Source organism: Gillisia hiemivivida (genome assembly GCF_007997295.1).
Taxonomy (GTDB): domain Bacteria; phylum Bacteroidota; class Bacteroidia; order Flavobacteriales; family Flavobacteriaceae; genus Gillisia; species Gillisia hiemivivida.
The window spans coordinates 1-26,598 of sequence record NZ_VORY01000031.1 but is presented as its reverse complement, the minus strand read 5'-3'; the positions used below and the strand labels follow the sequence as shown (position 1 = coordinate 26,598).

Sequence of the window (26,598 nt, the reverse complement as noted above, 5' to 3'; positions counted from 1 at the left end):
ACAATAGACCGAGAAAAATCATAGGCTATAAAACACCTAAAGAAATGATGGAGATGGAGCTGAAATTTGTAGCTTAGAAACATCAAAAACCAACAACGATTTGTTGCGTTACAACATTGAATCCAGCCAGTAATTATTTTAAAGGTTAGGAATATTATAAATTTTTATAAATATCCGCAATTAGTAAAAAAGTATGGCAAGTCATGCTGAGACCCGTGATAAAAAAATTATCTAGAGTAGGTTTTTGACGTATGATTGTTTCTAGCTGATTTATCTTACTAAGAACTTCTTTTTTGCAAGTGTAGTACTTCCAAGGCGTGAAATTTTCGAAGCCTTGGAGAAAATTTAGCTGTGGAAGTACGGTTCAAATTATGCGGTAGCATAATTTGAAACACCTACAAAAAAGTGTCCTTTTTTTGGTTCGTTTTGATTGCTTCCGACGAGTGAAGCGAGAGGAAAGCATTACAAAAAAATGAACAATCTTAAAAATTAAACAGATCATTACCGACTAAAAGGAGTGTTTTCTAAATTATTGAAATCACCTCAATGATAACAAAAAGCGTATTAAAAACTTGCAAAGAATTAAGTGTGTCAATTATCTATAAATCAGCAACTTATACAGCACGTCAATGGTAACTATAAGAATATCATACTTTGCAGACAATCATTTAAATTTTACCCATAAATAAACCTATCCATTATTGGAGAGGTTTTTAATCTAGAGCCGATGGAGGGACTTCCTTCGACTGCGCTCAGGAAAGGCTTCTCGTCTTATTGTGATAAAAGCAAAAAGCTCCTCCTAATGGAGAAGCTTTTCAAGAGCCGATGGAGGGACTCGAACCCACGACCTGCTGATTACAAATCAGCTGCTCTAGCCAGCTGAGCTACATCGGCGTCTAATAAATATTATAATTTATTGATCTTCTCTACCAAAGCATTCGCTTTAGTTTCAAGATCCTTCTCTATACCTTTAAAATGTTTCTTTTTATCTTCAACATTCTTCTGATTGATCTTAGCGATCAAGCCATCAAAAGCTACGATAGCTTCATCAACAATTGCCTCAGTTTTTTTAGGGTCTTGCTTAGGATCTGCTAATTGGTGGATATATGCAGCTTCAATAATATCTCCCATCACATAATTCACATCCCTTTTTAACAATCTCTTACTTGCCATATTTTCTAAATTTTAAGTTGCGAATTTAATCTATTTTCCAATAATACTACACTCTTACCTCTAAAATTTTAGCTTCTGTACTATTTATTTTAATTTTCGATGCTGAAGCCGGTATTAACAAGGTTTCTCCCTGTTTCAAAATCTCAGAATTTCCATTTTCCAAACTAATAAACGATTCTCCCTCTACTCCCATTAACACTAAAAAACAATCTATTTGAGAATAATCTTTAGTTAACTCACCTTCAACAGCAATAATATTTGTTTTAAAATAACTGTTAGCAATTATTTCCGAAGTAGAATTTGCCTGAATTTTGTATGCTATTTCATGACCGTTCTCACTGGAAAGATCTATTGCCTCTAATGCTAGTGCGGTATGCAAATCTCTTTTTTTACCAGTTTCAGTTTTTCTGTCCCAATCATAAATTCTGTAAGTAACATCTGAAGTTTGTTGGATTTCGGCCAACACCACTCCTTTCCCGATTGCGTGGACTAAACCAGGAGGGATAATAAAAGCATCCCCAACTTTTACCTTAACTTTATTTAAAGCTTCCGGAAGTTCATTTTTTTCAACAAGTTCTACATACCGAAATTTGGAAATAGGCTCTTCAAAGCCTAAGATAAGCTCTGCGTTTTCATCTGCCTGCATGATATACCACATTTCCGTTTTTCCGAATGAATTATGCTTTTCCTTTGCGATCTTATCATTTGGATGAAGTTGGATAGAAAGATTTTCAGCGGCATCTATATATTTTATAAGTAATGGAAATTTAATTCCGAAGTTCTTAAACACTTCCTTTCCTACCAATTCCTCTTTATACTCTTTTAATAGCCATTGAAGAGATTTACCTTTTAAAGAACCATTTGAAACTACAGATCTGTCATTTTCCAGATCAGATATTTCCCAGCTTTCGCCAGTTCTGTTAGAGCTAATCTTTTTATTGAATAAAGCATTTAGTTTTTTACCGCCCCATATCTTTTCTTTAAGTATAGGCTCAAATTTTAAAAGATATAATTCATTCTTCATCCTGTAAGGTCTTAAGTTTTTGCAATGCTTTTTTGGTGTGAGAAGCTGCACTTATATTGTTGTACTGCATGATAAGTGTACCACTTTTATCAAACACAAAAGTTTCTCTTCCAGGCAATAGTCCCATAAGTGCCGGTTTCACTCCGAAAGCCATACGGGCTTTTTTATCTATATCTGATAAAAATATAAAGGCTAATTGGTATGTAGACTTAAATCTCCTATGCGAAGATTCAGAGTCGGAACTTATCCCGATAACTTCGGCATTCAATCCCTTAAATTCTTCATATTTATCTCGAAAATCGCAAGCTTCCTTAACGCAACCGGGTGTAAAGTTCTTAGGATAAAAATAAACGATCAATGCTTGCTTTCCCGTAAATTTATTCAACTCAAAAAGTTCTCCTGTTTCATCTGGAATACTAATCGCTGGAATTGAATCTCCTACGCTTAAACCCATTTATTCTCCATTATAGGTTACAAAATTCCTTGGAGTTTCATATAAAGTTACACTAAGTTCTAAAGTTTCTTTAAGTCTAGGTCTTAATTTACCCCAAATAACTACTGCGATATTTTCTGCTGTTGGATTTAGAGTCTTAAACTCTTCAACTTCAACATTCAAATTCTTATGATCTAAATATTCTTCTATTTCTGAAGAAATAAGATCCTTCAATATCTTTAAATCTACTACGAACCCTGTTTCTGGATCTATATCTCCTTTAACAGATACCGTTAATTCATAATTATGCCCATGAAAGTTAGGGTTGCTGCATTTTCCGAAGATATTCTGGTTCTTTTGATCGTCCCAATCCTTGCGATATAATCTATGCGCAGCATTAAAATGAGCCTTCCTATGTACTGTTACTTTCATCGTTCTATAGATTGATAATACTTCTCGAAAATGATCTTAAACCACTCTGTATATACCGATGGATTATTCTCCATGTCCTTTGCTACTTCATCCAGACCCATCCATTTCCATGCTTCCGCTTCCTCAGGATTTAATGAAGGTTCCTCATTATAATTCCCAACTAATATATGATCAAATTCATGTTCTGTAAGTCCATTATCAAATGGAGCCTTGTAAATAAAAGAGATCGTGTCTTCCAATTCTGCAGTAAAACCCATTTCCTCCTGAAGTCGTCTTTTACCTGCTTCAATATTAGTTTCACCTTCTCTTTGGTGGCTGCAACAGGTATTAGTCCATAATCCCGGGGAATGGTATTTACTCAGTGCTCTTTGCTGAATCATCAATTCATTCTTTTCGTTAAATATAAAGACTGAAAATGCACGGTGTAACAGTCCTTTTTCGTGGGCTTCCATCTTTGGCATTAAACCAATAGGTTCATCCTTTTGATTTACCAAGATCACTTTTTCTTCTGTCATAGCTAATATTGAAAATCAAAAATACAAAATAGCATCACCAAATCATAGGAAAATTAGGAGCTAACAGCGGTAAGTTCATTTTTAAATAATAAAATCCAAATCAAAGAACAATTCCCTTTTCTAGATCAAAAATTTTATCTTTGCAGCCTTAAAGAAGCATATGAAATTTACCGACGAGATAAAAAGAAGAAGAACATTTGGCATTATTTCTCACCCAGATGCCGGGAAAACCACTTTAACTGAAAAGCTTTTGCTTTTTGGTGGTGCTATACAGGAAGCCGGGGCGGTAAAATCTAACAAGATCAAAAAAGGTGCTACGAGTGATTTCATGGAAATCGAGCGCCAGCGTGGAATTTCTGTTGCAACTTCTGTGCTTGCCTTCGAATATGATGGAATAAAAATAAACATTCTTGATACTCCCGGACACAAGGATTTTGCTGAAGATACTTTTAGGACTTTAACTGCTGTAGATAGTGTTATTGTAGTGATAGATGTTGCAAAAGGTGTAGAAGAACAAACAGAAAAGCTAGTTGAAGTTTGTAGAATGCGAAATATCCCAATGATCGTTTTCATAAATAAAATGGATCGTGAAGGTAAAGATGCTTTTGAATTGCTAGATGAAATAGAGCAAAAACTGAGTTTAAGAGTTACTCCTTTAAGTTTCCCTATTGGAATGGGTTACGACTTTAAAGGAATCTATAATATCTGGGAGAAGAATATTAATCTATTTACAGGAGATCCTAGAAAAGATATTGAAGACACCATTGAAATCTCGGACCTTAAATCTGAAAAACTTGATGAACTTTTGGGATCTAAAGCTGCAGATACTTTAAGAGAAGAGATTGAATTAATTGAGGGAGTTTATCCCAAATTTGACAATAAAGCTTATTTAGGAGGGAATTTACAACCTGTATTTTTTGGCTCGGCACTTAATAATTTTGGGGTCAGAGAATTGCTGGATTGCTTTATTAGCATCGCTCCTACTCCCCGTGCAAAAGACAGTGAAGAACGAACTGTAAAGCCAGACGAAAAACAATTTACCGGTTTTGTATTTAAGATCCATGCTAACATGGATCCTAAGCATAGAGACCGATTGGCTTTTATAAAAATTGTTTCTGGGATCTTTGAAAGAAATAAGCCTTATTTGCATGTACGTCATGGTAAAAATTTGAAGTTTTCTAGTCCCAATGCTTTTTTTGCTGAAAAGAAAGAAATTGTAGATATCTCCTATCCTGGAGATATTGTAGGGTTACATGACACCGGAAATTTTAAAATTGGTGACACACTAACCGAAGGAGAAGTGCTGCATTATAGAGGAATCCCAAGTTTCTCTCCAGAACATTTTAGATACATTAACAACGCCGATCCAATGAAATCCAAACAATTGGAAAAAGGGATCGATCAGTTAATGGATGAAGGGGTTGCGCAATTATTCACCTTAGAAATGAATAATAGAAAAGTAATAGGAACGGTTGGAGCTTTACAGTTTGAGGTTATTCAATATAGACTAGAACATGAATATGGCGCTAAATGTACCTATGAGAATGTAAATGTATTCAAAGCAACATGGGTGGAAGTGAAAGATCCAAAAAGTGAAGAATTTAAAGACTTCAAAAGGGTGAAAGCAAAATTCTTAGCTCATGATAAAAGAGGCCAATTGGTTTTCTTCGCAGATTCACAGTTCTCTTTACAAATGACACAGTCTAAATATCCAAGTATAAAATTTCATTTGGTATCTGAATTTTAGAAGTTGAGTTTCCTCTAACAATTATATAATTGGAATGGCACATAAAATGTCATTCCGATAAAGGAGGAATCTCTTTAGCACTCAAAAGATTCTTCACTTCATTTCATTTCGTTCAGAATGCCATTACTTAATACTTAATAAAAAAATGCCGAAGAGTTATCTTCGGATTTTTTGTTACCCTATAATACTTATTAAGCTACATGTCATATGAGCCTGTCTATATATGCTTGGGATATACAGGTTCCTAAGCTTTTCGACTTTAGTTTATCCTGAGCGAAGCCGAAGGGCTCGAGGTTACGAACTAGAAGGGTCTGTCCATATTGAGCCTATCGAAATATGCGTTGATATTCTCTTCTTTTAAACTTCGACAAGCTACCATTGACGTATTTTCAAAGTTACTCCGAATAAGAGACCCTGAAACTCCCGAAGTATCGGGACAGGGTTACGATACTGGTTTTAACTTCCGTCATGCTGAACTCGTTTCAGCATCTTTCATACGTCAATTTCCTACGCTAGATAATTTTTTCATCACGGGCCCAAGTTTGACAAAAAGACTTCTCGACCTTTAGTTTATCCTGCGCGACGTCGAAGGACTCGAAGTGACAGTCTCTATATTATGCTTGTCCAGTTGGTCCAAAATTCAGTGGGATTGGTGGCTGTTCATAATCTTTTATTTCTCCATGTGCTTTTTCAAATCGCTTCACATTATCTCCCAATGCTTTTAATAATCTCTTTGCATGTTGTGGAGTAAGTATAATTCTAGATTTCACCTTGCTCTTAGGCGTTCCAGGCATTATACTCACAAAATCCACCACAAATTCTGACACAGAATGATTTATTATAGCTAAGTTGGAATAAGTTCCTTCAGCTATTTTTTCATCCAGTTCTATATTGATCTGTCCTTGTTTTGCATTTTTATCATCACTCATAATTTCAATAGTTTTGTCTAAAATAAGAAAATCTGCATTCAATCGGCCGAAGCGTCAAAAAATGCAGATTTCTTATGATATATTTCCTGTCTCACTCTTCAGTAACACAGGAAACAGATTTATTAATTATAGTTTACTTCCTGCTTTTTCTCCATCATTTCGTTAAGATCCTCTTTAGAACCAACAATAATGTTATCATAAGCACGCATTCCAGTACCTGCAGGGATCTTATGTCCAACGATAACGTTCTCCTTAAGTCCTTCTAGGTAATCTATCTTACCGGCTACCGCTGCCTCATTCAATACCTTAGTAGTTTCCTGGAAGGAAGCTGCAGAGATGAATGATTTAGTTTGTAGGGAAGCTCTTGTTATACCTTGAAGAATTGGTGTAGCTGTTGCATTCACCGCATCTCTAGCTGTCGCAAGTTCTTTGTCCTCTCTTCTCAAAGATGAATTCTCATCTCTTAGTTCACGAACACTTACAAGCTGACCCGCTTTAAGTTTAGTAGACTCTCCTGGATTTTCGATTACCTTCAATCCAAATAAATTGTCATTTTCCTCAATGAAATCTGACTTGTGGATTAGCTGGTTCTCTAAGAAAATAGTATCTCCAGAGTCAACAATTCTTACTTTACGCATCATTTGTCTAACAACAACCTCAAAGTGCTTATCGTTAATTTTCACCCCTTGTAAACGATATACTTCTTGTACTTCATTTACCAAGTATTGCTGAACCGCGTTTGGTCCTTTAATACTCAAGATGTCTTCTGGAGTAATAGATCCATCAGATAACGGCATTCCCGCACGTATATAATCGTTTTCTTGAACTAAGATCTGGTTAGAAAGTTTAACTAAATACTTTTTAACTTCTCCTAATTTAGATTCAACAATGATCTCACGGTTACCTCTTTTGATCTTACCAAAAGAAATCACACCATCTATCTCACTAACAACTGCAGGGTTAGAAGGATTACGCGCTTCGAATAATTCGGTTACACGTGGAAGACCTCCTGTAATATCCCCAGCCTTAGAAGATTTTCTTGGTATTTTAACCAAAATCTTACCAACCTTGATCTTCTCATCTTTATCTACCATAAGGTGAGCCCCAACTGGTAGGTTATAAGAACGGATCACTTCATCTTTCTTACCTAAAATAAGTAAGGTTGGAATCATTTTCTTGTTCTTAGAATCTGAGATTACTTTTTCTTGGAATCCGGTTTGCTCATCTATTTCAACTTGGTAAGTATAACCTTGTTCGATGTTTTCGTACTTGATTTTACCAGCAAATTCTGAAATGATCACCCCGTTATAAGGATCCCATTGACAAACAATATCATTAGGTTTTACAGTGTCGCCACTCTTAATGAAGATTTGAGAACCGTAAGGAATATTATTAGTACTTAATACAACTCCAGTTTTCTTATCCTTCACTTTAAGCTCTGAAGTTCTAGAGATTACGATATCTGTAATAGATCCATCTGGACCTTCACCTTTTACAACCTTTAGATCTTCAATTTCTGCAACTCCACCAAACTTAACAATAAGCTTGTTTTCTTCTGAAATGTTTCCTGCAATACCACCCACGTGGAAGGTACGTAGTGTAAGTTGTGTTCCTGGCTCACCAATAGATTGAGCAGCAACAACTCCTACAGCTTCTCCACGTTGCACCAATTTATTGGTTGCAAGGTTTCTACCGTAACATTTCACACAAATTCCCTTCTTAGCCTCACAAGTAAGAGCAGATCTTACTTCAACGCTTCCAATAGGAGCTTCGTTTATTTTCTTAACAGCTTCTTCAGAGATCTCTTCTCCTGTAGAAACTAAAAGTTCCTGAGTCAAAGGATTGTAAACATCATTTAAGGAAATTCTTCCTACAATACGTTCTCCTAAAGATTCTACTATTTCATCATTTTTCTTAAGTGGTGTAACATCTACTCCTCTTAAAGTTCCACAGTCTTCTTCATTTACAATAACATCTTGCGAAACATCTACCAATCTACGAGTTAAGTAACCCGCATCGGCAGTTTTAAGTGCAGTATCGGCAAGACCTTTACGAGCACCGTGAGTTGAGATAAAGTATTCAAGAATTGAAAGACCTTCCTTAAAGTTAGATAAAATCGGGTTTTCAATAATTTCTCCTCCACCAGAGTTAGATTTCTTAGGCTTCGCCATCAATCCACGCATTCCGGTTAACTGACGGATCTGTTCTTTAGATCCACGCGCACCAGAATCAAGCATCATATATACAGAGTTGAATCCTTGGTTATCCTCACGGATACGTTTCATAGCCAATTCTGTAAGTCCAGCATTGGTTGCAGTCCAAATATCAATTACCTGATTGTATCGTTCGTTGTTGGTAATAAGACCCATGTTGTAGTTACCAATAATTCCTTCCACCTGTTCGTTGGCTTCATCAATCATTGATTGCTTCTCTTCTGGAATAATAATATCTCCTAAACTGAATGATAAACCACCTGTATAAGCAAATTTATATCCTAAAGTCTTAATTTGATCAAGGAATTCTGCAGTTTCAGCAACACTAGTTAACTTTAGTACAGTTCCAATAATATCACGTAAAGACTTCTTAGTTAATACTTCATTGATGTATCCAGCTTTTGCAGGTACTGTTTCATTAAATAAAACTCTACCAGTGGTGGTTTCAATAATTTTCTTAACTAATTCTCCTTCTTCATTTAAATCTTGAGTTCTTATTTTAATAGAAGCATTAAGATCTACCATTTTCTCGTTGAAAGCGATAATAAGCTCTTCCGGTGAGTAAAAAGTAAGTCCTTCTCCTTTTATCTTAACTTCATCTGTAGACACTCTTAGTTTGGTCATATAATAAAGACCAAGCACCATATCCTGAGATGGAACCGTAATCGGCGATCCATTTGCAGGATTCAAGATGTTGTGAGAACCTAACATTAAAAGTTGCGCTTCCAAGATAGCTTCAGGTCCAAGTGGCAAGTGTACCGCCATTTGATCCCCATCAAAATCGGCATTAAATGCAGTACACGCCAATGGGTGTAACTGAATAGCCTTTCCTTCAATAAGTTTTGGTTGGAATGCCTGGATCCCTAAACGGTGAAGGGTAGGAGCCCTGTTCAATAATACAGGATGACCTTTAAGTACATTCTCTAAAATATCCCAAACAACTGGTTCTTTTTTGTCTATGATTTTCTTGGCAGACTTCACAGTTTTTACAATTCCTCTTTCGATCAATTTTCTGATCACGAAAGGCTTGTAAAGTTCTGCAGCCATATCCTTAGGAATACCACATTCAAACATTTTTAATTCTGGTCCTACAACAATTACAGAACGAGCAGAATAATCTACACGCTTACCAAGTAAGTTCTGACGGAAACGCCCTTGTTTTCCTTTTAAGGAATCTGAAAGGGATTTCAAAGGTCTGTTAGAATCTGTTTTTACTGCTGAAGATTTTCTTGTATTATCGAATAACGAATCTACAGATTCCTGTAGCATACGTTTTTCGTTACGAAGAATTACTTCTGGAGCCTTTATTTCCATCAATCGCTTTAAACGATTGTTACGGATAATTACTCTACGATAAAGATCATTTAAATCTGAAGTTGCAAAACGTCCACCATCCAAAGGCACTAAAGGTCTAAGTTCTGGAGGAGTAATTGGCACAACCTTCATGATCATCCATTCTGGACGATTCTCTCTATTCTTATTTGCATCTCTAAAAGCTTCTACAACCTGAAGTCTTTTTAAAGCCTCCGTTTTACGTTGCTTAGAAGTTTCGTTGTTCGCTTTATGTCTTAGATCGTAAGAAAGTTCATCAAGATCTATTCTTTTTAGAAGTTCGATCAAACATTCAGCTCCCATTTTTGCAATAAATTTATTTGGATCTGTATCATCCAAATAAAGATTTTCTTGCGGAAGGGTGTCTAAAATATCAAGATATTCTTCTTCTGTTAAGAAATCCATCTTTTTTACTGGTTCTCCTTCAGCATTTTTTGCAATACCTGCTTGGATCACTACATAACGTTCGTAGTAAATAATCATATCCAATTTCTTGGAAGGAAGACCCAATAAGTATCCTATTTTGTTTGGTAAAGAACGGAAATACCAGATATGCGCTACAGGAACAACTAAGTTAATGTGCCCTACACGGTCACGACGTACTTTTTTCTCTGTAACTTCTACCCCACATCTATCACATACAATTCCTTTATAGCGGATTCTTTTATATTTCCCACAGGCACATTCATAATCCTTAACAGGACCAAAAATTCGCTCACAGAATAACCCGTCACGCTCAGGCTTGTGCGTACGATAGTTGATAGTTTCAGGCTTTAGAACTTCTCCTCTGGATGCCGCTAAAATGGATTCCGGGGAAGCTAAACCTATAGAGATTTTATCAAACCTCTGTTCTGTACTCTTTTCATTATTTCTAGCCATAATCAATGCTATCTAATTATTGTGAAAATCCTGTTTTAAGGTTGAGCACTTTCGTACTCAACCTATAAGAACAGTATATTATTCTTCTAATCTAATATCCAATCCTAATCCTTTCAATTCGTGCATTAGCACGTTGAAAGATTCAGGTAGTCCCGGCTCTGGCATAGGCTCTCCTTTTACGATTGCCTCGTAAGTTTTAGCTCTACCAATTACGTCATCCGATTTTACGGTTAAGATTTCACGTAGGGTTGCAGAAGCTCCATAAGCCTCTAATGCCCAAACTTCCATCTCACCAAAACGCTGACCTCCAAATTGTGCTTTACCACCTAATGGCTGTTGCGTAATAAGAGAGTACGGTCCTATAGAACGTGCGTGCATCTTATCATCAATCATATGTCCTAATTTCAACATATAAATAACACCAACAGTTGCAGGTTGATCAAATCTATCTCCAGTTCCACCATCGTAAAGATATGTATGTCCAAATCTTGGTACACCGGCTTCATCTGTTAATTCATTGATCTGGTCTAAAGTAGCACCATCAAAAATTGGAGTAGCATATTTTCTACCTAATTTTTGTCCTGCCCATCCTAACACAGTCTCATAAATTTGACCAATGTTCATACGGGAAGGTACCCCAAGTGGATTCAATACAATATCTACAGGAGTTCCATCTTCTAAGAAAGGCATATCTTCCTGACGAACGATACGTGCAACAATACCTTTGTTACCGTGACGACCCGCCATTTTATCACCAACCTTCAGTTTTCTCTTCTTAGCAACATAAATTTTTGCTAATTTGATAATTCCTGCAGGTAATTCATCTCCAACAGAGACTGTGAATTTCTCTCTTCTTAAGTTTCCTTGAAGATCATTTTCCTTGATCTTGTAGTTGTGGATTAAATCTGCAACTAGTTTGTTCAAGTGATCATCTGTAGTCCATGTTCCTTGAGTAAGGTGAGTATAGTCGTCTACAGCATTTAACATCTTAAGGGTGTATTTCTTACCTTTTGGCATTACTTCTTCCCCTAAGTCGTTAATTACTCCTTGTGCAGTTTTACCTCCAACAATGGTAAACAACTTATCTATCAATTCAGCCTTAAGAACATTGAATTTAGCATCATAGTTTTTCTCTAATGCATTAACATCCTCTTTATCTTGAACTCTTTTACGCTTATCCTTTACAGCTCTGGCGAAAAGTTTCTTGTTAATTACAACCCCTCTTAAAGATGGGTGTGCTTTTAACGAAGCATCTTTTACATCTCCAGCTTTGTCTCCAAAGATCGCACGTAATAATTTTTCTTCTGGAGTTGGATCACTTTCTCCCTTAGGAGTGATCTTTCCAATAAGAATATCACCAGGCTTCACTTCAGCTCCAATTCTAATCATACCATTTTCATCCAAATCCTTAGTGGCTTCTTCAGAAACGTTTGGAATATCATTAGTTAATTCTTCGTTACCTAATTTGGTATCTCTAACTTCTAATGAATATTCATCTATATGAATAGAGGTAAATACATCTTCTCTAACAACTCTTTCAGAAATTACAATTGCATCCTCAAAGTTGTATCCTTTCCAAGGCATGAAGGCAACCTTCATGTTTCTACCTAATGCTAGTTCCCCAGCTTCTGTAGCATATCCTTGACAAAGTACCTGGCCTTTAGAAACTCTATCCCCAACACTTACGATTGGTCTTAAGTTAATAGAAGAACCTTGGTTAGTTTTTCTAAATTTGATAAGATTGTAAGTTTTAGAATCACTTTCAAAACTCACCATTCTTTCTTCCTCTGATCGGTCGTACTTAATGGTGATTTTTTGAGCATCTACATACTCAACTTCTCCTGGTCCTTCAGCATTAATCAATACACGAGAATCTGTAGCTACTTGTCTTTCTAGACCAGTCCCAACAATAGGAGATTCTGCTCTTAACAAAGGAACTGCCTGACGCATCATGTTTGATCCCATCAATGCTCTGTTGGCATCATCATGTTCCAAAAATGGAATTAATGAAGCTGAGATTGAAGAGATTTGGTTTGGTGCAACATCAATATAGTGGATCTCTTTTGGATCTACTACCGGGAAGTCACCTTCCATACGTGCAATAACCTTATCTGTATTTATAGTACCATCTTCTTTTAAAGGAATGTTGGCTTGTGCAATCTTTTTGTTCTCTTCTTCTTCAGCACTTAAATAAATAGGTTCTTCAGAAAAATCGATCTTAGCATTATTCACCTTTCGGTAAGGAGTTTCAATGAATCCCATACCATTCACTTTTGCAAATACAGAAAGTGAAGAGATAAGTCCAATGTTTGGTCCTTCAGGAGTTTCAATAGGACATAGTCTTCCGTAGTGTGTATAGTGAACATCACGTACCTCAAACCCTGCTCTTTCTCTTGAAAGTCCACCTGGTCCTAATGCAGATAATCTACGTTTGTGCGTGATCTCTGCCAATGGATTTGTTTGATCCATGAACTGAGATAACTGGTTGGTTCCGAAGAATGAATTAATTACAGAAGACAAAGTCTTTGCATTAATTAAATCTATTGGAGTAAACACTTCATTATCACGAACGTTCATGCGCTCACGAATAGTACGTGCCATACGTGCCAAACCAACACCAAACTGCTGAGAAAGTTGCTCTCCTACTGTTCTAACACGACGGTTAGATAAGTGATCAATATCATCTATCTCTGCTTTAGAGTTAATTAACTCTATCAAATATTTAACGATGGTAATAATATCTTCCTTGGTAAGCACCTGCTTATCCATTCCAATATCAAGACCAAGCTTTTTGTTCATTCTGTAACGACCCACTTCCCCTAAAGAGTAACGTTGGTCTGAGAAGAACAATTTATCTATAATACCACGTGCAGTTTCCTCATCTGGCGGTTCTGCATTACGTAATTGACGGTAGATATGCTCAACAGCTTCTTTTTCGGAGTTTGTTGGATCTTTTTGCAATGTATTGTGAATAATTGCATAATCTCCAGTTGAGTTATCTTCCTTGTGAAGCAAAATAGTTTTATTACCAGTTTCAAGGATCTCCTCGATATGGTCTTTATTCAATTCTGTATCACGGTCTAAAACAATCTCATTTCGCTCAATAGATACAACTTCACCAGTATCTTCATCTACGAAATCTTCATACCATGTATTTAGTACTCTTGCCGCTAATTTACGACCAAGATATTTTTTAAGTCCTGTTTTAGAAACTTTTACTTCCTCTGCAAGGTCAAAGATCTCAAGGATATCCTTATCTCTTTCAAACCCAATTGCTCGGAAAAGTGTAGTAACAGGTAATTTTTTCTTTCTATCGATATACGCGTACATCACGTTATTAATATCGGTAGCAAATTCTATCCAAGATCCTTTAAAAGGAATAACTCTGGCAGAATATAATTTAGTTCCATTCGCATGGAAAGACTGTCCAAAGAAAACACCAGGTGAACGGTGTAACTGAGAAACAACTACGCGCTCTGCTCCATTAATACAAAATGTCCCACTAGGAGTCATATAAGGGATAGTCCCTAAATATACATCCTGTACAATAGTTTCGAAATCTTCGTGTTCTGGATCTGTACAATATAATTTTAGTCGGGCTTTTAACGGCACGCTATAAGTCAAACCACGTTCTATACATTCCTGAATGGAATATCTAGGTGGATCCACAAAATAATCCAGGAATTCTAATACGAATTGATTGCGGGTATCTGTAATAGGAAAGTTTTCCAGGAAAGTGTTATAGAGACCTTCATCTCCTCTTTCTTCTGATTTTGTTTCTAATTGAAAGAAGTCCTGAAATGACTTAATTTGGACATCCAAAAAGTCTGGATAATCAGGCTTATTCTTTACAGAAGAGAAATTCAATCTTTCAGTTTGCGTTGCTAACATCAATGGACGGAATTATAATTTATATAAAATATGTGTGCGTTATAAGGCATAAGCTTCATATACGCAAAAGGGTTTAGACCTTCGAGAGCTAGTCACGAGGTCTAAACCTAAATATATTGCTTGTGGTAAGCTTATTTAAGCTCAACCTCGGCTCCTGCTTCTTCTAATTGTGCTTTTAATGCTTCAGCTTCATCTTTAGAAACTCCTTCTTTTACTGCTTTTGGTGCAGAATCTACTAATCCCTTAGCATCTTTAAGACCTAAACCTGTAAGTTCTTTTACCAATTTAACTACTGCTAATTTAGAACCTCCTGGAGCTGTAAGAATTACATCGAATTCTGTTTGCTCTTCAGCATCGTCATCACCACCACCAGCTGGACCAGCCATAGTTACAGCAGCTGCTGCAGGCTCGATACCATACTCATCTTTTAATATAGTAGCCAACTCATTTACTTCTTTTACTGTAAGGTTAACCAATTGTTCTGCGAAATCTTTTAAATCTGCCATTTTCTATCGTTTTAAAATGTTCTTTATTATATAATTGTTAAAAAGTGCGTACGTGTTTATTCCTCTTTTTCAGAAAGAGTTTTAAGAATTCCGGCTAGTTTACCACCACTTGATTTTAATGCTGAAATAACATTTTTAGCAGGTGATTGTAACAATCCGATGATTTCTCCAATAACTTCTTCTTTAGACTTGATGTTAACCAAGGTCTCTAGATAGTCATCACCAACATAAATAGCTTCTCCTATGAAAGCTCCTTTAAGTAGAGGTGTTTGAGTTTTCTTTCTGAATTCTTTAATTACTTTCGCTGGAGCATTTCCAGTTTCCGAAAGCATTATAGAGGTGTTACCTTTTAAAACTGTAGGAAGATCACCGAAATCTTTATCGGAAGCTTCCATAGCTTTAGCAAGTAACGTATTTTTAACTACTGCAAGTTGTACGTTTGCTTTGTAACAAGCACGACGTAAATTTGTAGTACTCAAGGCGTTTAAACCTGAGATATCTGCAAGGTAAATAATAGAATTATTTGTTAACTGCGCAGTTAAATCTTCAATTACTAATGATTTTTCTTCTCTTGTCATAATCTATAATATTATTGCTCAGTGAACCTTTTAGTATCAATCTCAACACTTGGACTCATTGTAGAAGACATATAAATACTCTTTATATATATTCCTTTAGAAGCCACTGGTTTCAATTTAACCAAAGTAGTTAATAATTCTCTTGCGTTTCCAGCAATCTTATCAGCATCAAAGGATGCTTTTCCAATACCTGCATGTACAATTCCAGTTTTATCAACTTTGAAGTCGATTTTACCAGCTTTTACCTCGGAGATTGCTTTCGCAACATCCATTGTTACTGTACCTGTTTTTGGGTTAGGCATTAATCCTCTTGGTCCTAAAACTCTACCTAAAGGTCCTAATTTACCCATAACACTTGGCATGGTGATAATTACATCAACATCTGTCCAACCACCTTTGATCTTTTCTAGATACTCATCTAAACCTACGAAGTCTGCTCCGGCTTCTTTAGCTTCAGCTTCCTTATCTGGAGTTACTAATGCTAAAACCTTTACATCTTTACCTGTACCATGAGGAAGAGTTACTACTCCTCGCACCATTTGATTTGCTTTACGTGGATCTACATTCAAACGAATTGCTAAATCTACAGAAGGATCAAAATTTGCGTTGGTAATTTCTTTTATCAAAACTGAAGCATCTGCCACCGAATACTGTTTCCCGTTTTCGATTTTAGATTGAGCTTCCTTTTGCTTTTTAGTTACTTTTGCCATTTTTAATGTCTATTTTGGATTAAAACGGCGCTTGCCCTTTTACAGTTACACCCATAGAACGAGCAGTTCCTGCAATCATTTTCATAGCTGATTCTATATTAAATGCATTTAAATCCTGCATTTTATCCTCAGCAATTGCTCTTACTTGATCCCAAGATACACTAGCAATTTTTTTACGATTTGGTTCACCCGATCCTTTTTTTGATTTTGTCGCTTCTAACAATTGTACTGCAGCTGGTGGAGTCTTAATTACAAAATCGAAAGACTTATCTTTGAATACTGTAATTACACAGGGTAAAATTTTACCCGATTTATCTTGAGTTCTAGCATTAAACTGCTTACAAAACTCCATGATGTTAACTCCGGCAGCACCTAAAGCAGGTCCAACTGGTGGTGATGGGTTAGCAGCACCTCCGCGAACTTGTAGCTTAACAACTTTACTTATTTCTTTTGCCATTATTATTGTTTTTAGTTGATAGTTTTAGAGTGGAAGCTTTAAAAACTATCAAAAATATATGTAACAGTAATTTTTTATACCTTTTCTACTTGCATATAACTTAATTCCAATGGTGTCTTTCTTCCGAAAATCTTCACCATTACTTCAAGTTTACGTTTCTCTTCATTGATCTTTTCTACAGTTCCATTGAAACCGTTAAAAGGACCATCTATTACTTTAATGGTTTCGTTAATAGTAAACGGTATTGCAACATTATCTGCTTTTACAGATAATTCATCTACTTTACCTAACATTCTATTTACTTCAGCTCTTCTCAGTGGCACAGGATCTCCTCCTTTTGTTTCACCAAGAAAACCAATAACACCATTAATAGTTTTAATGATATGAGGAATTTCCCCTCCTAAGTTTGCTAGTACCATTATATATCCAGGAAAGTAAACACGTTCTTTAGAAACTTTCTTACCATTTCTAATTTGAATCACTTTCTCTGTAGGAACAAGCACTTCACCAATAAAATCTTCTAAACCGTGATGAGAAATCTCTCTCTCAATATATTCTTTAACCTTATTTTCTTGACCACTTACGGCGCGAACCACGTACCATTTTTTATCCTTAACCTCTGCCATAGTCTTAAAATTTAAGATTTAATCCATTCAAAATATTGTTCAATAGCAGAACTAAAAACGGTATCTACACCCCAGATAGCTAATGAAAAAATTATTGAAAAAACAGCTACAACTACTGTTAATTTTTGAGCTTCAGCCCAACTAGGCCATGTAACGTGATTTCTCAATTCGTTATAAGACTCTGAAATATAATTGACGATTCCTGCCATGGTTTTATTATCTATTTACACAAATTCTAATAACCTTTTCTTATTAACAAATTCAAAAAGAAAACTCAAATTACAATTCTGTGATTATATATTTTAAAAAACAGTACCCAAACCGGGACTCTTAATTATCAAGCACGGGTTGAGAGACTCGAACTCACGACACCTGGTTTTGGAGACCAGTGCTCTACCAACTGAGCTAAACCCGTAAATATAAGTTTAGGTATCCTAACTAAAAAGCAGGATACCTATAAACTTATGTGTGATTCTTAGTCTAAAATTTCAGTAACCTGACCAGCTCCAACAGTTCTACCACCTTCACGAATTGCAAAACGTAAACCTACGTTCATCGCGATAGTTTGTAACAACTCAACATGAATAGTTAAGTTATCTCCAGGCATAACCATCTCAACACCTTCTGGCAAGTTGATAGTTCCTGTAACATCAGTAGTACGTACATAAAACTGAGGACGGTAGTTATTATGGAATGGAGTGTGACGTCCACCTTCTTCTTTTTTCAAGATATAAACCTCTGCTTTAAACTTAGCGTGAGGAGTTACAGATCCTGGCTTAACGATTACCATTCCTCTAGAGATCATTGACTTCTCAATACCTCTTAAAAGAATACCTGCGTTATCTCCAGCTTCACCTCTGTTAAGGATTTGACGGAACATTTCGATACCAGTAATAGTAGATGTCAGTTTCTGAGCACCCATACCAATGATTTCTACAGGATCCCCTGTATTTGCTATTCCAGTTTCAATTCTACCAGTTGCAACAGTTCCACGACCAGTAATAGAGAATACATCTTCAATAGGCATTAAGAAAGGCTTCTCAACATCACGAACAGGAAGTTCGATCCAAGTATCAACAGCTTCCATTAATTCTAGAACTGTATTTACCCATTTCTCTTCACCATTCAATGCTCCTAAAGCAGAACCAGCTATAACCGGTCCATTATCGCCATCATATTCGTAGAAAGAAAGTAAATCTCTTACTTCCATTTCAACTAATTCCAACAATTCTTCATCATCAACCATATCCACTTTATTCATGAATACAACGATTCTAGGAATACCAACCTGGCGTCCTAAAAGGATGTGCTCACGTGTTTGTGGCATTGGACCATCTGTAGCCGCAACTACTAAAATAGCACCGTCCATTTGAGCAGCACCAGTAACCATGTTCTTCACGTAATCGGCGTGACCAGGACAATCTACGTGTGCGTAGTGACGCTCTTTTGTAGAGTATTCTACGTGTGAAGAGTTAATAGTAATACCTCTTTCTTTTTCTTCTGGAGCGTTGTCAATCTGATCAAAAGACATAGCTGCTGAATATCCAGCGTCAGCCATTACTTTAGTAATCGCTGCAGTTAAGGTAGTTTTTCCGTGATCTACGTGTCCTATCGTACCTATGTTTAAGTGCGGTTTGGAACGATCAAAAGTTTCCTTTGCCATAATTAATGATTATTTATTCTTAGTTATATATTAGTGTTCAATTTTATACAAAATTAAGAGCCAACGACGAGAATTGAACTCGTGACCTCTTCCTTACCAAGGAAACGCTCTACCCCTGAGCTACGTCGGCAAAAAAGGCTATCCCCTACAAGCCACGCCTGTTGGAGATAAAGAACAGTTTTTAAACCGTTGTTGTCCTTAGAGCTAGAAGTCATGCAATTGCTCGACTACTTTTTCTTAGAGCGAAAGATCACGCTTTTCTGCGTGACTACATTTCACTTTGAGCGAAAGACCGGGTTCGAACCGGCGACATTCAGCTTGGAAGGCTGACGCTCTACCAACTGAGCTACTTTCGCAAAATTAAAACATCAAATTGATGTTTAGTGTTGGATCAATCACATAAAGTGATTTGTAGGGAGAGCAGTCCCGATGCTTCGGGAGAACCCGCGAAGGTCTCTTTCAGCTTAAAGCTCAAATTGTGGGGAGAGCAGTCCCGACGCTTCGGGAGAACCCGCGAAGGTCTCTTTCAGCTTAAAGCTCAAATTGTGGGGAGAGCAGTCCCGACGCTTCGGGAGAACCTGCTAAGGATCTCTTTCAGCTTAAAGCTCAAATTGTGGGGAGAGCAGGATTCGAACCTGCGAAGACGTAGTCAGCAGATTTACAGTCTGCCCTCGTTGGCCGCTTGAGTATCTCCCCAATATTACCTTTTCAAAATTTCACAGAACCATTGAAATCTACACTTAATTGGCTTGCTTTTTTGAAGGTGCAAATTTAATGAAATTTACTCCTTAAATCAAAACATTTATTAAACTTTTCTGAAATAAAATAAAGCTTACGCTCTACTAGGCTCAGAATAAATTATTTATCCTCAAAAATAAAATTTTACAAACCTGTAAAACTTTATTTTTCTTGTGATTTCAATTTTTCAAAGAGCCGATGGAGGGACTCGAACCCACGACCTGCTGATTACAAATCAGCTGCTCTAGCCAGCTGAGCTACATCGGCATTTTTATACTTTTTCAGCATAAAAAAGTCCGCTATTTCTAACGGACTGCAAATGTATACATTTTATTTATTTCACAAAAATAATTTGAGAAATAATTTACTAAACATGAGCACTCATTTTTTCCTTCTTTTTTATTAGCTGACGCTGTAATGCGCTAATCGATTCATCTACACACTCTTCGAATTTCTTGCACTTCTTTTTCACAATTACATCCCCGCCCGGAATACTTAGCAAAATTTCTGTAATCTTATTTTCTTTCTCGCTTGTCTTCTGAACTTTTAAAAACACATCGGCGTAAATTATCTTATCGTAAAAATGTTCTAATTTATCTAATCTGTTTTGAATGAAATCGATTAATTTCTGATCTGCATTAAAATTTACTGATTGCACATTTACTTTCATCTCCTATAGTTTTTAATTAAACAATAATTTCGCTATCACTCCTTGTTTTCACGAGGATGAGAATTCCTATACACCTTACTCAATTCTGCAATATTACTATGTGTATAGACTTGTGTTGACGCTAAACTGGAATGACCTAACAACTCTTTAACAGAGTTTAAATTTGCACCATGATTTAACAAGTGAGTCGCAAAGGAATGCCTTAATATATGCGGACTCTTTTTTACCTTGTTGGACGCTTCACTAAAGTAATTATTTATAATCCTATAAACAAGGGTTTCATATATTTTATCACCCTTTTCTGTTAGAAATAATTCAGCTTTATTTTCAGAAACAAGAGCCTCTCTAAAACCTAGGTATATATTAAGTTGCCTACTCAATTCTGGTAATAATGGCATATATCGCTCCTTGTTCCTTTTACCCAAAACTTTGATTAATCCATTATCGAGGTCTAAATCCTGTAATTTTATTCCTACGAGTTCTGAACGCCGGACGCCAGTAGCATAAAACATGGTGACTATTGTAAGGTCCCGTGATGTTCTAAAAGAATTTGGCTCAATGCCAGAGATAACATCTGTAATTTCTTCCTCAGAAAAAGGAATTTGTACACTTTTCTTAGTCTTAAGTGCCTTGTGACTAGCTAATGGAGTTGCAACTAGCTGGTTTGTTCTAACCAAATATTTATAATAAGCTTTTAAGGATGCTACTTTACGGTTCACGCTTCTATTAGTGATCCCAGAATTCACTAGACTTACTATCCAGTTTCTGATTTGAGGATAGTTCACATGAACCAAGTCGTCTTGATCAAACTCATTAAGGACAAACTCTCTAAATGAGCGTAGATCCATCTCATATGCCTTCACGGTATGCGGGGAGTATTTTTTTTCTAGCTGAAGATATTCTAAGAAGTGAGATATAGGCATAAAAAAAACTGTTGGTAAACAAAGTTATAAAACTTTGACTCACCAACAGTAGTTTATCTTGGATACCCTTTAACGGGTTCGATATAGTTTTCTATTCAATAGAAAGAAGACTTATCGAAACTAGATTTTAGAAAGCTTAGCCTCTAAATCAAATCTCTAGATCTCTTCCTTATCTCTTAAGTTCTGAATGTATTGAGCTTTTTGTAACTGGGCTCTATTCACAACAGAAGGCTTAGAAAATGCCTGTCTGCTTCTTAGCTGACGCATTGTTCCTGTTCTATCAAATTTACGTTTGAAACGCTTTAGCGCTCTATCGATATTCTCTCCGTCTTTAACTGGTATAATTAACATAGTATCACCTCCTTTCGTTAGAAATTAAAGCGCAAAGATAATTGATTTCATTAACCTCGCAACCTTTATTTAAATAATTTTATTATATAGGCTATTAGCACGCTGTTCCTAGTGAGCAGCAGGCTTGTACTCTTTTTTATCAATGACCATTTTAACGATAATTCAAATACATTTTCACCAAAATGTTCAATCAATATTAGTCCGCAGCGGGTTTGTACTCTTTTTTGTCGATTACCATTTTGGCGTAAAAATTAAAAATTTTCGCAAAAAAGCTAACCTACCTTATTTAGCTGCTAGCTTGTACTCTTTCTTATCTATTACCATTTTTGCAATAATCTCTCTCAAGATTTCTGAAGTTCCTCCTCCAATTGGTCCTAGCCTACTATCTCTAAGCAATCTTGCCATTGGATATTCTTCCATATATCCATAGCCTCCTAATAATTGTAAACAGTCGTAGATCACCTTATCTGCCATTTTTGTGGAAAGTAGCTTAGACATACTTGCCTCCTTAACCACATAAACACCATCTATCATTCTTTTAACGATAGAGTAATTAAACTCTTTACACATTTCAATCTCACTTGCCATTTCCGCAACATTGTGTCTTAAGGCCTGGAATTTATCAATAGTTTTTCCAAACGCCATACGCTCACCCATATAATCTATAGCGTAATCTAATGCAAACTCTGCTCTTGCATGTGCGTTCACACCCATTATCAATCTTTCAAAAGCGAAATGTTGCATAATATAATTAAAGCCCTTGTCTTCGTCTCCCATTAAATTAGAAGCCGGGATCTCCACATTATCAAAAGCTATTTCCGCTGTATCCGATGCTCTCCAACCTAACTTATCTAATTTAGTAGCAGTTATTCCAGGCGTATCCCTATCCATAAGGAATATACTCATTCCTTTCCCTCCTTTATCTGGGCTGGTTTTAGCTGCAACCACTAAATAGTCTGAATAAACTCCGTTTGTAATAAAGGTTTTAGAACCATTAATTACGTATTTATCGCCTTTTTTAACTGCAGTAGTTCTCATAGCTGCAACATCAGACCCTCCAAAAGGTTCAGTAATACATAAACAACCTATTTTCTCTCCTGCAATACTCGGTTCTAGGTATTTTTTTTTAATTTCCTCGCTACCCTCAACATTTAAATGAGTCATTGCTAAATAAGAATGAGCCCACATTGCTGCTGCAAAACCCCCGGAATTGATCTTCTGAAGTTCTTCTAGGAAAATAACGGTATAAAACAGATCTACTTCTAATCCACCATATTTTTCTGGATATCCTAGTCCAAAATACCCCATCTCTCCAAACTTTTCCCATATAAAACGTTCTATGGTTCCAGTTTTCTCCCATTTTTCTATGTGTGGAACCACTTCCTTTTTCAAAAATTCTTGAAAGCTCTTTCTAAAAAGCTCGTGTTCCTCTGTAAAATACATGCTATTCATAAAGTATAATTCTATAATGTTAGGGTTGATATAAAACTAAAGATAAGGTAAAGTAAGTATTTATTCTTCGGAAGTATATCTCAACAAACTGATAGGAAAGCAGAATTTACACTAACCAAGTTCTTACCTAATTCCGAATTCCTATTCTAAGGTCAAATATAAGGCTATTCTGTCAATTTTTTCTGAAGGAAACCCCTTAATTTTTGCCAATTCATCATATGTCCCTATTCTTTCATGGAGTATTCTATAATTGACGATCTCTCTAGCCAGTTCATAATCTAGATATGGAACTGAAGCGATTTCTATAACAGAAGCCTTATTAATATTAAATACAACTACCTCTGGTTTTGTTAGAACAGAAAACTTATTTAAGAGCTCCTTTCTTGTTTCAAGATTTAATCCATAAATATCTTTTAACTGAAGATCTGAAACAAAACCTCCAGTTTTCAATCTATATTTTATAATTCTAGTCGCCAAAACTTCGCCAATTCCTTTTATCATAATAAGCTCTTCAAAAGATGCCGCATTTAAATCCTTCTTATTAAGAACAGGGGAAGGGGTGGCTTTGCTTAAGCTTGAACTCTTATTTTGACCAGCCTTTTGAACCCAGTCTGGAAACTTAAAGTACGGAGAGATTTTATTTAGAAGACTGTCTGAAACCAGAGTTACGTTTTGAAATTCTTCTGGAGAATTCACCCACTTATTAGATTTCCTAAATTGAAATAATCTATCTATTTCTTCTACAGACATCCCTAAAGTATAGCCCTTATAGTCTGTAATTAAATTTGGATTAAAAGGATAGATCTTAATCTCAGCCTTAGCAATACCTACTTGCTTTAAAGAATCTATTTGTTTTTGATAATGAGTAATTCTTGATAAATCTTCTTTTGAAATATTATCCTCGTTATTAAAATCTACGAAAAAATAGACCAATTGAAAGAGAATGATAAGCAGTAGTAGCAAAAAGATCCCATTCCGCTGACTCTTACTAAAGATAAAATACGAACTTAAATTACTCATATTTAATACTTTCCATTTGAACTTAAGTATTAAATTAAGTCAATTTTTTAGAATTACCATCCAATTAAAAAATAATAGAAAAGAAAATCCCACATTACTTCTAAAAGTAACGTGGGATTTATATAATAAAATATTTTGTTTAATCCCTCATTGAGGGTTTAATTCCCCGAGGCCTGCCCGATACGTTCAGGCGGGCTTGCCCCGAGGTTCTTGATTTACATATTCTTTTGATGATCTTCTGCTCCATCATCTATAGCTTCCTTTTTAAGCTTAATAGCCTTCAGATACCTAGTAAGTTCCTTTTTGATTACTGGAGTTAAAAACAGTACTCCAATAATATTTGGTACCACCATCGCAAAGATCATTGCATCAGAAAAATCTATTACTGCACCTAAACTAATAGAAGCACCAATTACAACAAACACTAAAAACAGTCCCTTATAAACCAGATCGGTTATTTTACCTTTTCCGAAAAGGTATATCCAACCTTGCATTCCGTAGTACGACCAAGAGATCATAGTAGAAAAAGCAAACAAAATTACCGCTATCGTTAAAATTATAGAGAAATTAGGTATCACAGAGTCAAAAGCAATTGCAGTAAGCTCTACTCCTTCTGTAATTGGCACTCCGTAAGTCATGAATCCACCTTCCAGGTTTGTAATAATAATTACCAAAGCAGTCATAGTACAAATGATTACTGTATCTACAAACGGCTCTAATAAAGCAACAATACCTTCACTCGCTGGATATTTAGTTCTAACCGCAGAGTGAGCAATTGCAGCAGATCCAACACCAGCTTCGTTAGAAAAGGCGCCACGACGAATACCCTGTATCATTACACCAATTAATCCACCTGCTATTCCTAGCCCAGTAAATGCACCTTGATAAATTAAATTAAAAGCATCATCTATTAAATGCCAGTTAGCTGCCAAAATAACAAGAGCAGCCAAAACATAAATTCCTGCCATAAAAGGCACTACTTTCTCAGTAACACTCGCAATTCTTTTAATTCCTCCAATAATCACTACAGCTACTAAAGCTGCCATTACTAAACCAAAATAAAAACCTGCATTACCACCTGTCAATTCAAAAAGCTGAACAAATTGTGCAGCAGCTTGGTTGGCTTGAAACATATTTCCTCCACCAAAAGATCCACCAATTACAAAAACAGCGAACACAACAGCTAGAACTTTCCCGATTTTTCCATAGCCTTTTTCCTTAAGCCCTTTACTTAAATAATACATTGGCCCTCCATACACAGTTCCATCTTCACCTACATCTCTATACTTCACACCGAGTGTACACTCTGCAAATTTTGAAGCCATTCCTAAAAATCCAGCTAAAATCATCCAGAAAGTTGCTCCCGGACCTCAAATAGAAAGTGCTACAGCAACACCTGCAATATTACCTAGTCCAACCGTTGCAGATAAAGCAGCAGTTAAAGCCTGAAAGTGAGAAACTTCTCCGTCTGCACTATCATCCCTTATTGTTTCAATTATGTTCTCACCTTCATTTGGTGTAACATCCCCATATAAGGTACTTGCACCATGTTTTTCGATATCTTCATACTGACCTTTAACTACTCTAAACGCAGTAATGAATCCAGTGATATTTATAAACTTAAAATAAATAGTAAGATATAATGCACCCCCAATTAATACTATTAGTACCCAAGGAATTTGATAATAATCAGAAAAGGGAATTTCATAAAATATTAGGTCTACAAACCAGCTGGTATATGCACGAAAAGTTTCGTCTATTACCTGTGAGGCTGTTTGTTCTTGAGCGAAAATTAGTAATGGGGAAAAGATTGCTAATAAGGAAAATAAAATTTTCTTCATTGGAGTTGTAAGGTATTAATTTATATTTTGTGAATTATTGCAGCGGCAAGATGCTAAAAAATTAACCCTTTTCAAATTTTTACTAGTTAAAATGTTAAGGAATTATTAAACATGATAAATTTGTTTTAATTTATCTATCTGATTCGGCCTGCCAATCAAGATTAAATTAGAATTCTTTTTTAAGATCATGGAAGGTTCTGGATTTACAATGCCTTCTCCTTCCGCAGATTTATACCCTAGAACGTTTAGATAGAAAGACTACAAATACTAGAATTATTTCGTCTTAAATTTTAGAAATCAAGAACCTCGGGGCAAACATAAGATGTATGAACTGGAAAATACTTTTAAAAATTCGATGCATCCCGATGGCTCCTATGTTTGCATTTGGAATAAATTTCTAGTTTTACAGATATAAGTGAAAGGGGGTAAGAGTCAACCGATGGCTAGATAATCATAAGATATATCGACCGATAGATAGGACCTTATCCTTTTATA

At 35.9% G+C, this 26,598-nt stretch carries 21 protein-coding genes, 6 tRNA genes and 1 pseudogene; 1 reads left to right on the top strand and 27 read right to left on the bottom strand.

Going from position 1 to position 26,598, the window contains the following annotated elements; all coding sequences use genetic code 11:
- Window positions 1–820 precede the first annotated feature (820 nt).
- The 6 genes from ES724_RS15750 to idi all read right to left on the bottom strand — a co-directional run bounded on the left by ES724_RS15750 (window position 821) and on the right by idi (window position 3,577).
- Window positions 821–894 (bottom strand) — tRNA-Thr (locus tag ES724_RS15750).
- 12 nt (window positions 895–906) lie between these two features.
- Window positions 907–1,173 carry a hypothetical protein gene (locus ES724_RS15745; protein WP_026839324.1) on the bottom strand — a complete coding sequence of 89 codons (267 nt, stop codon included), beginning with the start codon at window positions 1,171–1,173 and terminating at the stop codon, window positions 907–909.
- A 46-nt stretch (window positions 1,174–1,219) separates the two neighbouring features.
- Window positions 1,220–2,197, bottom strand: coding sequence for a type I phosphomannose isomerase catalytic subunit (locus tag ES724_RS15740; protein WP_146934763.1), 978 nt, complete (start codon window positions 2,195–2,197; stop codon window positions 1,220–1,222).
- Window positions 2,187–2,651, bottom strand: coding sequence for a peroxiredoxin (locus tag ES724_RS15735; RefSeq protein WP_146934759.1), 465 nt, complete (start codon window positions 2,649–2,651; stop codon window positions 2,187–2,189). The genes ES724_RS15740 and ES724_RS15735 overlap by 11 nt, the downstream gene beginning before the upstream one ends.
- Window positions 2,652–3,062, bottom strand: a complete 411-nt coding sequence (locus ES724_RS15730) for a 6-pyruvoyl trahydropterin synthase family protein (protein WP_146934756.1) — start codon at window positions 3,060–3,062, stop codon at window positions 2,652–2,654.
- Window positions 3,059–3,577, bottom strand: a complete 519-nt coding sequence (idi, locus tag ES724_RS15725; protein WP_026839328.1) for an isopentenyl-diphosphate Delta-isomerase — start codon at window positions 3,575–3,577, stop codon at window positions 3,059–3,061. Before idi ends, ES724_RS15730 begins: the two co-directional genes overlap by 4 nt.
- Before the next feature lie 160 nt (window positions 3,578–3,737).
- Between idi and ES724_RS15720 the strand changes: the two genes are divergently transcribed.
- On the top strand, window positions 3,738–5,324 hold the full coding sequence (locus ES724_RS15720) for a peptide chain release factor 3 (RefSeq protein ID WP_146934753.1): 1,587 nt from the start codon (window positions 3,738–3,740) through the stop codon (window positions 5,322–5,324).
- Window positions 5,325–5,938: 614 nt separating this feature from the next.
- On the opposite strand, the gene ES724_RS15715 is transcribed toward ES724_RS15720, so the two are convergent.
- The 21 genes and pseudogenes from ES724_RS15715 to ES724_RS15615 all read right to left on the bottom strand — a co-directional run bounded on the left by ES724_RS15715 (window position 5,939) and on the right by ES724_RS15615 (window position 26,103).
- Window positions 5,939–6,253 carry a DUF3467 domain-containing protein gene (locus ES724_RS15715; protein WP_010229551.1) on the bottom strand — a complete coding sequence of 105 codons (315 nt, stop codon included), beginning with the start codon at window positions 6,251–6,253 and terminating at the stop codon, window positions 5,939–5,941.
- Between the two features lie 122 nt (window positions 6,254–6,375).
- The gene (gene rpoC / locus ES724_RS15710) at window positions 6,376–10,677 is read right to left on the bottom strand and encodes a DNA-directed RNA polymerase subunit beta' (RefSeq protein WP_146934750.1); all 4,302 of its coding nucleotides are present in this window, start codon (window positions 10,675–10,677) and stop codon (window positions 6,376–6,378) included.
- 78 nt (window positions 10,678–10,755) lie between these two features.
- Window positions 10,756–14,568, bottom strand: coding sequence for a DNA-directed RNA polymerase subunit beta (rpoB, locus tag ES724_RS15705; RefSeq protein ID WP_146934747.1), 3,813 nt, complete (start codon window positions 14,566–14,568; stop codon window positions 10,756–10,758).
- Window positions 14,569–14,699: 131 nt separating this feature from the next.
- The gene (rplL, locus tag ES724_RS15700; RefSeq protein WP_146934744.1) at window positions 14,700–15,074 is read right to left on the bottom strand and encodes a 50S ribosomal protein L7/L12; all 375 of its coding nucleotides are present in this window, start codon (window positions 15,072–15,074) and stop codon (window positions 14,700–14,702) included.
- A gap of 56 nt (window positions 15,075–15,130) precedes the next feature.
- Window positions 15,131–15,652 carry a 50S ribosomal protein L10 gene (rplJ, locus tag ES724_RS15695; RefSeq protein ID WP_146934741.1) on the bottom strand — a complete coding sequence of 174 codons (522 nt, stop codon included), beginning with the start codon at window positions 15,650–15,652 and terminating at the stop codon, window positions 15,131–15,133.
- Between the two features lie 11 nt (window positions 15,653–15,663).
- Window positions 15,664–16,362 (bottom strand): 50S ribosomal protein L1, encoded by a 699-nt coding sequence (gene rplA, locus ES724_RS15690; RefSeq protein ID WP_026839337.1) that lies wholly within the window; start codon window positions 16,360–16,362, stop codon window positions 15,664–15,666.
- 19 nt (window positions 16,363–16,381) lie between these two features.
- A complete protein-coding gene (rplK, locus tag ES724_RS15685; protein ID WP_026839338.1) occupies window positions 16,382–16,819 on the bottom strand; it encodes a 50S ribosomal protein L11 in 438 nt (145 codons plus the stop codon).
- Between the two features lie 74 nt (window positions 16,820–16,893).
- A complete protein-coding gene (gene nusG / locus ES724_RS15680) occupies window positions 16,894–17,445 on the bottom strand; it encodes a transcription termination/antitermination protein NusG (RefSeq protein WP_026839339.1) in 552 nt (183 codons plus the stop codon).
- 11 nt (window positions 17,446–17,456) lie between these two features.
- Entirely contained in the window at window positions 17,457–17,654 is a 198-nt protein-coding gene (gene secE / locus ES724_RS15675) for a preprotein translocase subunit SecE (protein ID WP_026839340.1), read from the bottom strand.
- A 133-nt stretch (window positions 17,655–17,787) separates the two neighbouring features.
- A tRNA-Trp gene (locus tag ES724_RS15670) sits at window positions 17,788–17,860 on the bottom strand.
- A gap of 60 nt (window positions 17,861–17,920) precedes the next feature.
- Complete coding sequence (tuf, locus tag ES724_RS15665) at window positions 17,921–19,108, bottom strand: elongation factor Tu (protein ID WP_026839341.1); 1,188 nt, start codon at window positions 19,106–19,108, stop codon at window positions 17,921–17,923.
- Between the two features lie 58 nt (window positions 19,109–19,166).
- Window positions 19,167–19,238 (bottom strand) — tRNA-Thr (locus ES724_RS15660).
- Between the two features lie 153 nt (window positions 19,239–19,391).
- A tRNA-Gly gene (locus tag ES724_RS15655) sits at window positions 19,392–19,464 on the bottom strand.
- Window positions 19,465–19,722: 258 nt separating this feature from the next.
- A tRNA-Tyr gene (locus ES724_RS15650) sits at window positions 19,723–19,804 on the bottom strand.
- Window positions 19,805–20,039: 235 nt separating this feature from the next.
- Window positions 20,040–20,113, bottom strand: a tRNA-Thr gene (locus ES724_RS15645).
- Between the two features lie 100 nt (window positions 20,114–20,213).
- Window positions 20,214–20,516, bottom strand: coding sequence for a ribosome hibernation-promoting factor, HPF/YfiA family (gene hpf, locus ES724_RS15640; protein WP_146934738.1), 303 nt, complete (start codon window positions 20,514–20,516; stop codon window positions 20,214–20,216).
- Between the two features lie 35 nt (window positions 20,517–20,551).
- Window positions 20,552–21,439: a tyrosine-type recombinase/integrase gene (locus tag ES724_RS15635; protein WP_146934735.1), complete on the bottom strand. Its 888-nt coding sequence runs from the start codon at window positions 21,437–21,439 to the stop codon at window positions 20,552–20,554.
- 156 nt (window positions 21,440–21,595) lie between these two features.
- Window positions 21,596–21,790 carry a 30S ribosomal protein S21 gene (gene rpsU / locus ES724_RS15630; RefSeq protein WP_010229578.1) on the bottom strand — a complete coding sequence of 65 codons (195 nt, stop codon included), beginning with the start codon at window positions 21,788–21,790 and terminating at the stop codon, window positions 21,596–21,598.
- 282 nt (window positions 21,791–22,072) lie between these two features.
- A complete protein-coding gene (locus tag ES724_RS15625) occupies window positions 22,073–23,242 on the bottom strand; it encodes an acyl-CoA dehydrogenase family protein (RefSeq protein ID WP_146934732.1) in 1,170 nt (389 codons plus the stop codon).
- A gap of 141 nt (window positions 23,243–23,383) precedes the next feature.
- Window positions 23,384–24,262: a ComEA family DNA-binding protein gene (locus ES724_RS15620; RefSeq protein ID WP_146934730.1), complete on the bottom strand. Its 879-nt coding sequence runs from the start codon at window positions 24,260–24,262 to the stop codon at window positions 23,384–23,386.
- A 215-nt stretch (window positions 24,263–24,477) separates the two neighbouring features.
- Window positions 24,478–26,103 (bottom strand): annotated as a pseudogene (locus ES724_RS15615) (alanine/glycine:cation symporter family protein).
- Between the last annotated feature and the right edge of the window lie 495 nt (window positions 26,104–26,598).